Source organism: Nitrosospira sp. CT (assembly GCF_059489795.1).
The window spans coordinates 15,642-29,528 of the sequence record NZ_JCAHZJ010000049.1 but is presented as its reverse complement, the minus strand read 5'-3'; the positions used below and the strand labels follow the sequence as shown (position 1 = coordinate 29,528).

Here is a 13,887-nt window from a genome sequence, read left to right as displayed (position 1 = left end):
TCGGGGGCGGGTCAGGAGCCGGAATTTTCCATTTTAGACCGGTACTGATTTCGGGGGCGGGTCAGAGCCGGAATTTTCCATTTTAGACCGGTACTGATTTCGGGGGCGGGTCACATCAGGCTCTCTTGACTATGTTGTATCGCTCGACGCATCGCCTCTGTCCTGTGGCACAGCCATGTGATATTTGTCCCATAAATCCTCCCTCTGTATCTGGCAATACTCTATACCCTCACAGCGGGATTAACACCTAATAGGTGACCCACTTTCAAAAGCCAGTGTTTTTAATCTTGGAATGGAAAATTAAGGGACCATACTTCGTTTCTTCACAGGCCCTTTGGCCTTATTAATTTTGGTTACGAGCTTCTTTATCTTCATCTGAGGGCAAATGAAGAGATCGTTTAGGATGAAGTCAAGGATATCGAGAGCGTCAAAAATATCATCTCGTGTCAACTTGTCTGAGTGACTTCCCTGGTTTCCAAGCCATTTGATGGCCAGGAGCGAATCACTTAGCTCTTTATTACGGTTTGCCAATTCTTTAATACGACTGTGCAACGTTAAACGCACCTGCTTCCCAGATTTCCTTCGGTATCTTGGCTCCTTAAGATAATCAAGCAAGCGTTCAACCGCCGCCCTTATGTGGTTGCCAGCTGATGAAAAGTCACTCCAAGAGGAAGCAAAGGAGAGCCGTAACTCTTCAATAACTAATTCAGGGTAGACATCAGCAATAATAATAAGAGGTGGAGATGGACTTACATATGTCGGATAGAAATACTCCACTTCGATATAATCACCGTTAAATGATATCTGGAAGATTTCGGTTCTACGTTCCCCCATTACTGCTACTGGTTCCCTACAATGCTCGTTATTGCATACCAATAGCATCGTAAAGCGATATCGACTCCAGTCAGGCTCCCATGCCTCATGATCATGCGCTTCCCGTGACTCGCGCGTCTCCAAGAAATGCAAAGAGTCCGGCTTCTGCTTAAGGTACCCACCACTGCAAGCTGGGCAGTGCCAGTTCGGCACGTAATTATTCTTCAGAGGTTCTTTCCAAATACTTCTGTCTACAGGCATTTTTTTGATAATGGCAAATGCATCTTCCTAACCTGCTTCTAGGTCTATGCGATTCATATTTTTAGTAATTACGACAACCCATGCTATCCATCTAATGGAAGCGCCGCGCATGAGGAATTAAAAATGGAAACTAACTTTTTCCTGGATTACCTACTCCGCCCAATCGTGCTTAGGTGCGTAAGGCAATCGGCACAAACTCCCGCTCTTCCGGTCCGATGTAATTCGCCGAAGGGCGGATAATCTTTCCATCTATCCGCTGCTCGATGATGTGCGCTGCCCAGCCGCTGGTGCGGGCAATTGCGAACAGCGGCGTGAACATGGCAGTGGGAATACCCATCATGTGATAACCCACGGCGGAGTACCAGTCCAGGTTGGGGAACATTTTCTTGATGCCCCACATCACCTTTTCCAACCGCTCGGCTATGTCGAACATTGGCATGTCTCCTGCCTCGGCCGATAGTTTTCTTGCCACATCGCGGATTACCCGGTTGCGCGGATCGCTAGTGGTATATACGGGATGGCCGAAACCCCTGATGATCTCCTTGTTCTCCACTCGGCGACGGATATCCGCCTCGGCCTCATCCGGGTTGCTGTAACGTGTCTGGATATCAAACGCGGCCTCATTCGCGCCCCCGTGTTTGCGCCCCCGCAGAGCGCCGATAGCACCGGTTATGGAGGAATAGAAATCCGATTCCGTCCCTGCAATTACCCGGGCGGTAAAGGTGGATGCATTGAACTCATGCTCGGCATACAGGATCAGGGAGGTATGCATTGCCTTTACCCAGGATTCGGGGGGTGGCTTGCCGTGCAGCAGGTGTAAAAAATGGCCGCCGATGGAATCGACATCTGATTCCAGTTCGATGCGACGGTTGTGATGCGAATAGTGGTACCAGTACAGCAGCATGGAACCCATCGAGGCCAGCAGGCGGTCTGCGATATCCCGGGCACCCTCCAGGGTGTGTATCTCTGCTTCCGGCAGCACCGTACCCAGCGCGGAAACCCCGGTTCGCAACACATCCATGGGGTGAGCGCTTGCCGGTATCACCTCCAGCAGGGTTTTTACCCTGGCCGGCAGATCGCGCAGCTTTTCCAGTTTCTCCTTGTAGGCGGCGAGCTCGGCCACCGTCGGCAGCTTTTCGTACACCAGCAGATAGGCAATTTCTTCAAATTCGCTGCTTTCCGCGATATCCAGAATGTCATAGCCGCGATAATGCAGGTCGTTCCCTGTTCGGCCGACGCTGCAAATGGCCGTATTGCCAGCCAGTACCCCGGACAACACGACAGACTTCTTCGCCTTCGGCGCAATTCTCACAGTGCTTCCATCAGGTTTATTCATTGTCAGGTTTATTCATTTTCAGGTTCTTCCGGTTTTTCGGGCTTGAAAAGATTCAGTTTCTCGTCATAGGCATGGTAGTCGAGAAATTCATACAACTCGGCACGCGTCTGCATGCTCGGAAGCGCGCTTTTTTGCGAGCCTTCCCCGCGTATTGTTCGGTATACATTCAACGCAGCGGCACTCATGGCGCGAAATGCGGAAAGTGGATAAAGCACCAGGGAAACATCTGCCCCGGCCAATTCCTCGACTGTATAAAGGGGGGTTGCGCCAAATTCCGTGATGTTGGCCAGGATGGGAACCTTCACCGCTGCCGCGAACTGCCGATAGGTTTCCAGGTCAATCACGGCCTCGGGGAAGATCATGTCCGCGCCCGCCTCCACATAAGCACAGGCCCGGTCAATGGCAGCTTGCAACCCTTCCACCGCGAGTGCATCGGTACGCGCCATGATGACGAAAGCGGGATCGGTTCTTGCATCCACTGCGGCGCCAATCCGTTCCACCATCTCCATTTCACTGACCACAGCCTTGCCTGGAAGGTGACCGCAACGCTTGACCTGCACCTGATCTTCGATATGGAGCGCGCCTGCCCCGGCTTTTATCAATGATTTTACAGTACGGCCGATATTGAGAGCGCCGCCAAAACCGGTATCCGCGTCCACCAGCAACGGCAGATCCGTGATGTCGGTGATACGTCGCACATCGACCAGCACATCGTCAATGGTGGAAATGGCAAGATCGGGTACTCCGAGGGATGCCGCAGCCACCCCCCCACCCGAGAGATACAGCGCCCTGAAGCCGCTACGCTCCGCCATGCGAGCGGCATATGCATTGATGCAGCCCGCGATCTGGAGAGGCTTTTCCGCGTCAAGCGCTGCGCGAAAACGGGAACCGGCAGAAGCGGGCATGAAAGGGGGAGAAACGAAGACGAGAATGCGACCTTATCCAAGCAGATGCTTTATCGACTCGCGCTCTCCCATTAATTCCCGGTAGCTCGCTTCCATCTTCATTCTGCTGAAATCGCTTATTTCCAGGTCGGGCACGATCTTGTACTCACCGCCCTGACAAGTCACCGGATAACCATAGATAACCCCTTCCGGAATGCCGTAGCTTCCATCCGAAGGAATGCCCATGGACACCCAGTCACCTTCAGGAGTGCCGGAAATCCAGTCGCGCATGTGGCAGAGTGCAGCGTTCGCCGCGCTGGCCGCACTCGAAGAACCGCGCGCCTCGATCACCTCCATACCACGCTTCTGTATTATAGGAATGAAATCGTTTTCCACCCATGCCATGTCATTCACGAGGTCGGGGGCATTATGGCCGTCAACCTCGGCATGACTCAAATCGGGATACTGGGCCGAGGAGTGATTGCCCCATACGATCATCTTTCTCACGCTGGAAACCGGCTGTCCGACCTTGGCAGCAAGCTGGAACACCGCGCGGTTGTGGTCCAGTCGCATCATCGACGAGAAATTGGCCGGCTTCAGGCTCGGCGCATTTTTCATCGTGATATAGGCATTGGTATTGGCAGGATTCCCCACCACCAGGACTTTCACATCGCGCCGGGCAACCTCGTCGAGCGCCCTCCCCTGCGCACGGAATATCGTACCGTTTGCCTCCAGCAGATCCTTGCGTTCCATACCCTTGGTGCGCGGGCGGGCGCCAACCAGAATGGCGATATTTGTGTCGCGAAAAGCTATTTTGGGATCGTCGGTAGCTATGACGCCCGCAAGTAATGGAAAGGCGCAGTCGTCCAGTTCCATGACAACGCCTTTCAGGGAAGGCAACGATTGAGGAATATCCAGCAATTGCAGAATGACAGGCTGATCCTCGCCAAGCATGTCGCCCGCCGCGATACGAAACAACAGGCTATAAGCTATCTGGCCGGCGGCGCCAGTTATGGCGACACGAATGGGAGTCTTCATTTTTTCTTATGCTCCTGTAGATATACTACCGGGTAATAATTTTCCATTGCGTCCTTCAGGCTGTAACGAGCCGGACCAGACAGAGGAGCGGAAAAATGAATCGCACCTCTCAGATGGATAAGTTTGGTGGACAATACTTCGGCGGACAATACTCGGGAATCGCCCCCACAATCTGCTCCAGGTGCATTGAGCACATTGAACAGGAGCAAAGAAACCGGGACTATAAAAACATTCCCCATGGGTTGTCAATTTCAGTTTGTCAATTTCATTCAGCATTCGAAGCATCTTCCCCCGGGCCGGAAAGCGGAAAGCGCAGTATGCTCCTTGATGACTCGCATGGTTGTATCCCCTGCAATAACGGTCTAAACTTAATCGCAGCCTCAACTTGATCACCTTCCAGTAACAATAACAACGGCGACAGCAGCGGGATCGAAATTGCCAAAAAAGCGCCCTAGATATCTTGATCTGCTGAAAATCCGGCAGCCCCTGCCCGCAGTGATATCGATCCTGCACCGCATCAGCGGAGCGCTGCTGTTCTTTCCCGGTATTCCTCTCGTCCTTTGCGGTCTCGACATGGCGTTGGGTTCCTCGGAAGGCTACACCCGGTTTCAATCCTTCCTGGACAATCCAGTGGCAAAACTCGGACTGATACTGGTGCTCTGGTTCTTCGTGCATCATTTCTGCGCTGGAATCCGTTATCTTGCGCTGGACCTGCATTACGGCGCAAAACTTGAACAGGCGCGGCTGAGCAGTAAACTGGTTGTGGGAGCGGGAATCGTTCTCACCCTGTTGATCGGCGCTGTGATATGGTAAAGATATGGTAAAACGTCGAGTGCGGGTGGTAACCGGCGCACATTATGGTCTTCGCGACTGGCTGGCGCAACGCGTCACCGCCGCGGTAATGGCCATCTATACCCTGATGCTGGCAGGAGTGCTGCTGGTTTCCCCCCCCCACGACTACACGTCCTTCAAGACGCTGTTCGATAACCAGTGGATGCGGGTAGCATCCTTCCTTTTTCTTCTGAGCCTGTTCTGGCATGCCTGGATCGGAATGCGCAACATACTGATGGATTACGTTCATGCTGCTGGTATTCGCTTCATTCTGGAAATACTGGTCATACTGTCACTGCTGTCTTATGCCATCTGGTCCGTGGAAATTCTCTGGATAGGTGAAGGATAGGGTGACAATAGCACGGCGAAAATTCGATGCGGTCATCGTTGGCGCAGGCGGCGGCGGGATGCGCGCAGCGCTGCAATTGTCCGAAGCGGGCCTCAAGGTGGCCGTACTGTCCAAGGTTTTCCCCACCCGCTCCCATACGGTTGCCGCCCAGGGGGGCATTGCTGCGGCGCTCGGAAACGTCACCGAAGACAACTGGCACTGGCATATGTACGACACGGTCAAAGGTTCCGATTATCTCGGCGACCAGGACGCGATCGAATTCATGTGCCGTCAGGCAGGCGAAGTAGTATATGAACTCGAACATTACGGCATGCCCTTCGACCGGCTGGAAAACGGAAAAATTTACCAGCGTCCTTTCGGGGGGCAATCACAGAATTTCGGGGGCGCACAGGCCACGCGTTCATGCGCCGTTGCTGACCGCACTGGCCATGCCATGCTGCACACGCTCTATCAGCGCAATGTGCGGGCAAATACCCAGTTTTTTGTCGAATGGATGGCACTTGATCTTATTCGTGATGAGCATGGGGATGTGTTAGGCGTCTCCGCACTCGATATCGAAACCGGCGAGGTCATGATCCTGCAGGCGAGAGCGACACTGTTTGCAACGGGCGGGGGAGCACGGATATTCAGTGCCAGCACAAATGCTTTCATCAATACCGGCGACGGTCTGGCGATGGCCGCCCGCGCGGGCGTCCCGTTACAGGACATGGAATTCTGGCAGTTTCACCCGACGGGAGTATACGGCGCAGGAATCCTTATCAGCGAGGCGGTGCGCGGGGAAGGCGGCTACCTGCTCAATAAGGACGGGGAACGTTTCATGGAGCGCTATGCCCCGCATGCGAAAGATCTTGCCAGCCGCGACGTTGTCTCGCGCGCAATGACGACGGAAATCAAGGAAGGGCATGGATGCGGCAGGGATGCTGATCATCTGCTGCTAAAGCTGGATCATCTGGGTGCGGACGTCATCAAGGCGCGACTGCCTGGCATACGTGAAATTGCCATAAAGTTTGCTCACGCAGACCCGGTCCGTGAGCCCATTCCGGTAGTGCCCACCGCGCACTACATGATGGGGGGAATTCCGACCAATTTTCACGGTCAGGTAGTAGCGCCCTACAAAACAGGACCCGAGGAAGTCGTACAGGGATTCTATGCCGTGGGGGAATGCGCGTGCGTATCCGTGCACGGAGCCAATCGCCTTGGAACCAATTCACTGCTCGATATACTCGTATTCGGTCGTGCTGCGGGCAACCAGATCATCGAAGACTTGAAAAGGAATTCCCATCATAAACATTTGCCCGGAGACGCAGCGGACAAAGCACTCGGGCGACTGGCACGGCTGGATTCCCAAAAGGATGGCGAGAACGTGTCGCAGGTAGGGGACATGCTGCGCAAAACCATGCAGGCGCATTGCGGTGTATTCCGTTTTGCGGATTTGCTCAAGCAAGGGGTGGATAAAATCTCGGAAGTGGCGCAGCGGGCCAGAAACACCGAGATCAGGGATAAAAGCCGGGTATTCAATACCGCGCGGGTGGAGGCGCTGGAACTCGATAATCTGGTCGAAGTTGCCGTAGCGACGATGGTTTCGGCTCAAGCCCGTACGGAAAGCCGGGGCGCCCATGCGAGGGATGACTTCCCCCATCGCGATGACGACAAGTGGTTGAAACACACATTGTATTTCAGCGAAGACCGGCGGCTCGATTACAAGCCGGTTCGATTGAAACCGCTGACGGTCGAATCCTTTCCACCCAAGGCACGAACTTATTAGTAACACGAACCTGTTAGAAGCACATATTGCTTCGGGCTAAATCGGAATCAAATCATGAAATTCTCGATCTACCGCTTCGATCCGGACAAGGACGAAAAGCCTTATATGCAGGACTACGAGATCGCGCTGGAACCGGCGGACAGGATGCTGCTGGATGCGTTGATACGGATAAAAACCGTGGATGACAGCCTGAGTCTGCGACGTTCCTGCCGGGAAGGCGTATGCGGTTCGGATGCGATGAACATCAACGGCCGTAACGGACTGGCGTGCATCACCCCGGTGAAAGGCCTGAAAGAACCGGTGGAATTGCGCCCGCTGCCGGGGTTGCCGGTAATACGCGACCTGATCGTCGACATGACCCAGTTCTTCAAGCAGTATCACTCGATCAAGCCCTACCTCATCAATGAAGACCCGCCGCCGGAAACCGAAAGGCTCCAGTCTCCCGAGGAAAGGGCGGAACTGGATGGACTGTACGAATGCATTCTGTGTGCGTGCTGCTCTACCGCATGTCCCTCTTTCTGGTGGAATCCCGATAAATACGTGGGACCGGCCGGCCTGCTGCAAGCGTATCGCTTTCTGGCGGACAGCCGCGATCAGGCAACCGCCGAGCGACTGGATTATCTGGAAGACCCGTACCGCCTTTTCCGCTGCCACTCCATCATGAACTGTACGGATGTATGTCCCAAAGGCTTGAACCCGATGGAAGCGATCGGCCGGATCAAGACCATGATGACCAAAAGAACCATCTGAAAGCAATGAAAGAACGCGAGCGCGCCCGCTGGCGGTGTCGGCGCGGACTGCTGGAACTGGATATCGTGCTGCAACGCTTTATGGACAAGCATTATGCCACCCTCGACGAAGCAGGCATCCGGCAGTTTGAAACACTGCTGGATTTCCCGGATACCGACTTGTGGCATATGATAGTGCAGAAGGACGAAGACGAAGGAAAGGCAGGTCTGCAACCGGTATTGCATCTGCTGCAATCGGTTTAGCAAGGAGTCTCCTGGGCAAATCAGATAACGGAAAACAGTGGGAAACGACATGGAACACAAACGTAACGCAACCCTTGATCTGGGTGACGGTAATCCGCCACTCGAATTGCCAATCCTGCCCAGCACCCTGGGACCTGATGTCGTGGACATTCGCACTCTTTACAAGAGAGGCCATGTATTCACCTACGATCCAGGCTTCATGTCCACGGCAAGCTGCAGTTCGAGCATAACTTTTATCGATGGCGACGAGGGGATTCTGCTCTACCGTGGCTACCCTATCGAACAGTTGGCGAAGCAGTGCGATTTCATGGAAGTATGCTACCTGCTGATGAATGGGGAACTGCCGAATATCGCCCAGAAGGCGTCATTCGACAAAACCATCAAGGAACACACGATGGTGCACGAGCAACTGGCGCGCTTTTATACCGGCTTCAGGCGGGACGCACATCCCATGGCGGTCATGGTAGGTGTGGTGGGCGCATTGTCCGCGTTTTATCATGACGCAATGGACATTTCCGACGCGGCACATCGTGAGCTGTCGGCCTTCCGGCTGGTTGCAAAACTGCCAACCATTACTGCAATGGCCTACAAATACAACATCGGCCAGCCTTTCATGTATCCGCGCAACAACCTCAATTATGCGGAAAACTTCATGCATATGATGTTTGCCACTCCCGCGGAGGACTATCGATCGAACCCTGTGCTCGCGCGGGCGCTTGACCGTATCCTGATCCTGCATGCCGACCATGAGCAAAATGCTTCCACCTCAACGGTGCGCCTTGCCGGTTCGACCGGCGCCAATCCGTTTGCATGCATTTCCGCCGGCATCGCCTGTCTGTGGGGACCGGCGCATGGCGGGGCGAATGAAGCGTGTCTGAACATGCTGGAAGAGATCGGTGATGAGTCACGCATTGGTGAATACATCGCCCGCGCCAAAGACCCGGACGATCCTTTCAGGCTGATGGGATTCGGCCACCGGGTATACAAGAACTTCGATCCGCGCGCCACGCTGATGCGCGAAACCTGTCACGAAGTGCTGAGTGAACTAGGTTTGCGCGACGACCCTTTATTCAAGCTTGCGCTCAAGCTGGAGAAGATCGCTCTCGAAGACGAATTCTTCGTTACCAAAAAGCTTTACCCCAATGTCGATTTCTACTCGGGCATCGTGCAGCGGGCACTGGGTATTCCCGTCTCCATGTTCACGGCGATATTCACCATGGCTCGTACCGTGGGCTGGATCGCCCAGTGGAGCGAAATGATTTCAGACCCTGAGTACAAGATCGGCCGTCCGCGCCAGCTCTATACAGGCGCCAAAACGCGCGAGGTGATTCCCATCGCCTCACGCTTGTAGACGGATTGCGAGACGACGAGACCTTTGGCCATGCTGAAGCAGTTGCACGACGATTCTCCACTATTCGGATCAAATGCGTCCTTCGTGGAGGGGCTTTACGCAGCATATCTGCAGGAACCCTTATCGGTTTCTGCCGAATGGCGTGAATACTTTGACACGCTTCAAGGGGGGGAGATCCCGGTCGAATCGGGCAAACGCGCTGCTCAACCCGCTGCCGCTGCCCAAGGCGTCGAAACGATGCGGGAAGAACGCCTGCTGACCACCGAGCGCAAGCAAATAGCCGTGCTCCAAATGATAAATGCATACCGCTTCCTCGGTGTGCGCCATGCCGATCTCGACCCTCTCAAGCATTACGATAAGCCGCACGTTCCCGAACTCGATCCGGGCTATTACGGCCTGACCGAAGCTGACATGAACAGGGTATTCGGAACCGGCTCGTTGTTCGGTCCACCTCGCGCTTCACTCAGGGAAATCCTGCAGGCGCTGCGGCAAACCTATTGCGGCAAAATCGGCGTCGAGTATATGTATATCACCGATACCGAGCAAAAACGCTGGATACAGAACCGCATCGAGGGTCCGCGTGCGCAGCCCGATTTCGAACCGGAATATAAACGGCACATTCTGGAACGGCTCACCGCGGCGGAAGGCCTGGAAAAATATCTGCATACACGGTATGTGGGGCAGAAGCGATTTTCCGGCGAAGGGGGTGAGAGCATGATTCCGCTGCTGGACAATCTGCTCCAGCGCGCAGGCCACATGGGCGTACAGCAACTGGTGATCGGGATGGCGCACCGAGGCCGTCTCAATGTACTGGTCAACACGCTCGGCAAGCTGCCGGCCGACCTGTTCCAGGAATTTGAAGGCAAGCATGCCCAGGATCTGACCGAAGGCGACGTCAAATACCACCAGGGCTTTTCCTCTGCGGTTTCCACACCGGGTGGCATCATGGGCCTCTCTCTGGCCTTCAATCCCTCTCATCTTGAAATCGTGGATCCGGTCGTTCAGGGGTCGGTGCGTGCGCGCCAGCACCGCTTGCAGGACAGGGATGGGGATCTGGTGCTGCCCGTGCTGCTGCACGGCGACGCCGCGTACTCCGCCCAGGGCGTGGTAATGGAAACACTGAACCTGTCGCAGACGCGCGGCTATGGCACCGGGGGCACGGTGCATGTCATTATCAACAATCAGATCGGTTTCACGACCTCCGATCCCCGCGATGCCCGCTCCACGCTTTATTGCACCGACGTATCGAAGATGATCGAAGCGCCGATTTTCCATGTGAATGGGGATGATCCGGAAGCGGTCGTCATGGTGACCGAAATCGCGCTCGATTTCCGCATGCAGTTTCACAAGGATGTGGTCGTGGATATGGTCTGCTACCGCACGCTGGGCCACAACGAGCAGGATGAGCCGATGGTGACCCAGCCGCTGATGTACAAGATCATCGGCCAGCATCCCGGTACGCGCAAGCTTTATGCAGACAAGCTGGAGGCCGAAGGCGTGATCGATAGCGGCACGGCCGATCGGCTGATAAAGGCGTATCGGGATGACATGGATGCGGGGCGCAATCCCAACAAGACCATCGTCTACGGCTATAAATCCCCCAACGCGGTGGACTGGACGCCGTTTCTGAAAGAAACCGCGTGGGATGCAAAAGTATCCACCGGCTTGCCTCTGGCCGAACTTCGCAAGCTGGCAGAGCGGCTCACCGATATCCCGTCTAAATTCAAGTTGCATTCGCGCGTGGAAAAAATCGTCTCCGATCGCCGCCTGATGGGAGAAGGAAAACTGCCGTTGGACTGGGGGATGGCTGAAACCCTCGCCTATGCCGCACTGTTGAACGACGGATATCCAATCCGCATTTCCGGGCAGGACTCGGGGCGCGGTACGTTCTTTCATCGCCACGCGGTTCTGCACGACCAGAACCGTGAAAGGTGGAGTGAGGGGACGTATATTCCATTGCGCCACATCAAACCGGATCAGCCGGACTTCGTGATAATCGACTCTGTATTATCCGAAGAAGCGGTTCTGGCTTTCGAATACGGCTATGCCACCGCTACGCCCGATGAGCTGGTGATGTGGGAAGCGCAGTTTGGCGATTTCGCGAATGGCGCCCAGGTTGTGATCGACCAGTTCATCGCATCCGGCCAGGCCAAATGGGGTCGCTTGTGCGGTCTGGTGATGATGCTCCCGCACGGCTACGAAGGCCAGGGACCTGAACATTCCTCCGCCCGGCTGGAACGTTATCTGCAACTGTGTGCGCAATACAACATCCAGGTATGCGTTCCAACCACCCCCGCTCAAATGTTTCACCTGCTGCGCCGCCAGATGGTGCGGCCGCTACGAAAGCCTCTCGTCATCATGAGTCCGAAAAGCCTTTTACGCCATAAGGAATCTGTATCCAGCCTGGAAGATCTGGTCGATGGCGGCTTCCGGAACATCATTTCCGATGTGGAGGAACTCGATCCGAAGAAGGTGCGGCGGCTGATTGCCTGCAGCGGAAAGGTGTACTTCGATCTTGCGGCACATCGGCGCAAGAACAAGATCGAGGATGTTGCCATTATCCGCATCGAACAACTATATCCGTTTCCCCATGATGACTTCCAGGCCGAGGTCGAGCGCTATCCGCACGCCAGGGATATACTCTGGTGCCAGGAAGAACCCCGCAATCAGGGTGCGTGGCATCGTATCCAGCACTACCTGCTGCGTCACAAGCGCCCGGCTCAGGTCCTCGGGGATGCGCTGCGCCCCTCGTCGGCCTCCCCGGCAGCGGGCTATCTGGTGAAACACAACGAACAGCAGAACGAGTTGATCGTATCTGCGTTTCGCGAAAGAATCTGAATACCTGGAGGCAGAGGAAGAATATGCGCGTCGATATCAAAGTTCCCGCGTTATCCGAATCAGTGGCCGAGGCAACGCTCCTTTCCTGGCATAAAAAGGAAGGTGAGCATGTTGAGCGTGACGAAAATCTGATCGACGTCGAAACTGATAAAGTCGTGATGGAGTTGCCAGCTCCCGCTACCGGCACACTGGCGAAAATCATCAAGGGAGATGGAGCAACAGTGACTGGGGGCGAAGTCATCGCCATGATAGATACCGAAGCAGGTGCGGTAGAGGGCAACACCCCGTCAGCTTCAGCCGCAGCCCCAACCAAGTCCAAAGCAACCGAATCCGGAGCAGCGCCTTCTGCCGCCGAAGCCAAGCCGGCCAAAAAAGAGGCAGAAGCTGCTCCGCCTTCCGCAACTGCCCCGGCTTCCACAACTGCTGCGGAAGTTCCGGGAATGATGCCTGCCGCGCAAAAACTGGCTGCACAGGAAAATCTGACACCGGAAGAAATTCGCACACTCAAAGGTAGCGGTCGCGATGGTCGCATCACCAAGGAAGACGTGGCAGCTTATGTAGAACAGAAACGCTCAACAGCCAATATCGCCCCCTTGCCTTCTCCTGCAGTTCCGCAAGCTCCGGCAACTCCGCCTGCGCCACCTGCCCCACCCGTTTCACGCGCCCCTGCCTCCGCGCCGCGGATGGCTGAAGACAAGGCTGAGGGAAAACGCAGCGAGAAAAGAGTGCCGATGTCGCGCCTGCGTGCCCGCATCGCAGAGCGTCTGGTACAGTCGCAATCCACCGCCGCCATCCTTACCACATTCAACGAAGTCAACATGCAGGCGATCATGGATTTACGCGGCCGCTACAAGGACAAATTTGAAAAAGAGCACGGCGTCAAACTTGGTCTCACGTCATTCTTTGTCAAAGCGGCGGTGGCGGCGCTCAAAAAATTTCCCATCGTCAACGCTTCAGTGGACGGCAACGATATCGTCTATCACGAATACTATGATGTCGGCATTGCGGTGAGCAGTGCGCGCGGACTGGTCGTACCCATCATTCGCAACGCGGATTCCTTGTCCCAGGCGGAAATTGAAAGGCAGGTCGCTGATTTTGGCCGCCGCGCGCAGGACGGCAAACTGACCATCGAGGAATTGATCGGGGGCACTTTCTCGATCACCAACGGCGGCGTCTTCGGTTCGATGCTTTCCACCCCTATCATCAATCCCCCGCAGAGCGCCATTCTTGGCATTCACGCAACCAAGGAGCGCCCGGTGGTCGAAAACGGCCAAATCGTGATTCGTCCGATGTGCTATCTGGCGCTATCCTATGATCATCGCATCATAGACGGGCGGGAAGCTGTGCTTTCCCTGGTAGCGATGAAGGAAGCGCTCGAATATCCCATGAGCCCCCTGCTTGAGAGCTGAGACTGCGCGGACACATGCCT

General features: G+C 55.1%; 12 protein-coding genes. 8 read left to right on the top strand and 4 right to left on the bottom strand.

Going from position 1 to position 13,887, the window contains the following annotated elements; genetic code table 11:
- Positions 1-300: 300 nt before the first annotated feature.
- From AC52W5_RS08345 to AC52W5_RS08330, 4 genes are all read right to left on the bottom strand, one after another.
- The gene (locus AC52W5_RS08345) at positions 301-1,074 is read right to left on the bottom strand and encodes a DUF4145 domain-containing protein (protein WP_495670671.1); all 774 of its coding nucleotides are present in this window, start codon (positions 1,072-1,074) and stop codon (positions 301-303) included.
- A gap of 169 nt (positions 1,075-1,243) precedes the next feature.
- Positions 1,244-2,410: a bifunctional 2-methylcitrate synthase/citrate synthase gene (prpC, locus tag AC52W5_RS08340; RefSeq protein ID WP_495670670.1), complete on the bottom strand. Its 1,167-nt coding sequence runs from the start codon at positions 2,408-2,410 to the stop codon at positions 1,244-1,246.
- Between the two features lie 8 nt (positions 2,411-2,418).
- Positions 2,419-3,315 (bottom strand): methylisocitrate lyase, encoded by an 897-nt coding sequence (prpB, locus tag AC52W5_RS08335; protein WP_495670669.1) that lies wholly within the window; start codon positions 3,313-3,315, stop codon positions 2,419-2,421.
- Between the two features lie 33 nt (positions 3,316-3,348).
- The gene (locus tag AC52W5_RS08330; RefSeq protein WP_495670668.1) at positions 3,349-4,332 is read right to left on the bottom strand and encodes a malate dehydrogenase; all 984 of its coding nucleotides are present in this window, start codon (positions 4,330-4,332) and stop codon (positions 3,349-3,351) included.
- Positions 4,333-4,767: 435 nt separating this feature from the next.
- On the opposite strand from AC52W5_RS08330, the gene sdhC reads away from it, so the two are divergent.
- From sdhC to odhB, 8 genes are read left to right on the top strand one after another with little or no spacing between them, the layout of a single operon-like run.
- Positions 4,768-5,145, top strand: coding sequence for a succinate dehydrogenase, cytochrome b556 subunit (sdhC, locus tag AC52W5_RS08325; RefSeq protein ID WP_495670667.1), 378 nt, complete (start codon positions 4,768-4,770; stop codon positions 5,143-5,145).
- A gap of 4 nt (positions 5,146-5,149) precedes the next feature.
- Positions 5,150-5,512, top strand: a complete 363-nt coding sequence (gene sdhD / locus AC52W5_RS08320; protein WP_495670666.1) for a succinate dehydrogenase, hydrophobic membrane anchor protein — start codon at positions 5,150-5,152, stop codon at positions 5,510-5,512.
- A 1-nt stretch (position 5,513) separates the two neighbouring features.
- Positions 5,514-7,277, top strand: coding sequence for a succinate dehydrogenase flavoprotein subunit (sdhA, locus tag AC52W5_RS08315; RefSeq protein ID WP_495670665.1), 1,764 nt, complete (start codon positions 5,514-5,516; stop codon positions 7,275-7,277).
- A gap of 54 nt (positions 7,278-7,331) precedes the next feature.
- Positions 7,332-8,027, top strand: a complete 696-nt coding sequence (locus tag AC52W5_RS08310; protein ID WP_112893108.1) for a succinate dehydrogenase iron-sulfur subunit — start codon at positions 7,332-7,334, stop codon at positions 8,025-8,027.
- A 5-nt stretch (positions 8,028-8,032) separates the two neighbouring features.
- A complete protein-coding gene (locus AC52W5_RS08305) occupies positions 8,033-8,269 on the top strand; it encodes a succinate dehydrogenase assembly factor 2 (protein ID WP_074973626.1) in 237 nt (78 codons plus the stop codon).
- Positions 8,270-8,318: 49 nt separating this feature from the next.
- Positions 8,319-9,620 carry a citrate synthase gene (gene gltA / locus AC52W5_RS08300; protein WP_495670664.1) on the top strand — a complete coding sequence of 434 codons (1,302 nt, stop codon included), beginning with the start codon at positions 8,319-8,321 and terminating at the stop codon, positions 9,618-9,620.
- Between the two features lie 30 nt (positions 9,621-9,650).
- On the top strand, positions 9,651-12,458 hold the full coding sequence (locus AC52W5_RS08295; RefSeq protein ID WP_495670663.1) for a 2-oxoglutarate dehydrogenase E1 component: 2,808 nt from the start codon (positions 9,651-9,653) through the stop codon (positions 12,456-12,458).
- Between the two features lie 23 nt (positions 12,459-12,481).
- Positions 12,482-13,867: a 2-oxoglutarate dehydrogenase complex dihydrolipoyllysine-residue succinyltransferase gene (odhB, locus tag AC52W5_RS08290; RefSeq protein ID WP_495670662.1), complete on the top strand. Its 1,386-nt coding sequence runs from the start codon at positions 12,482-12,484 to the stop codon at positions 13,865-13,867.
- Positions 13,868-13,887 lie beyond the last annotated feature (20 nt).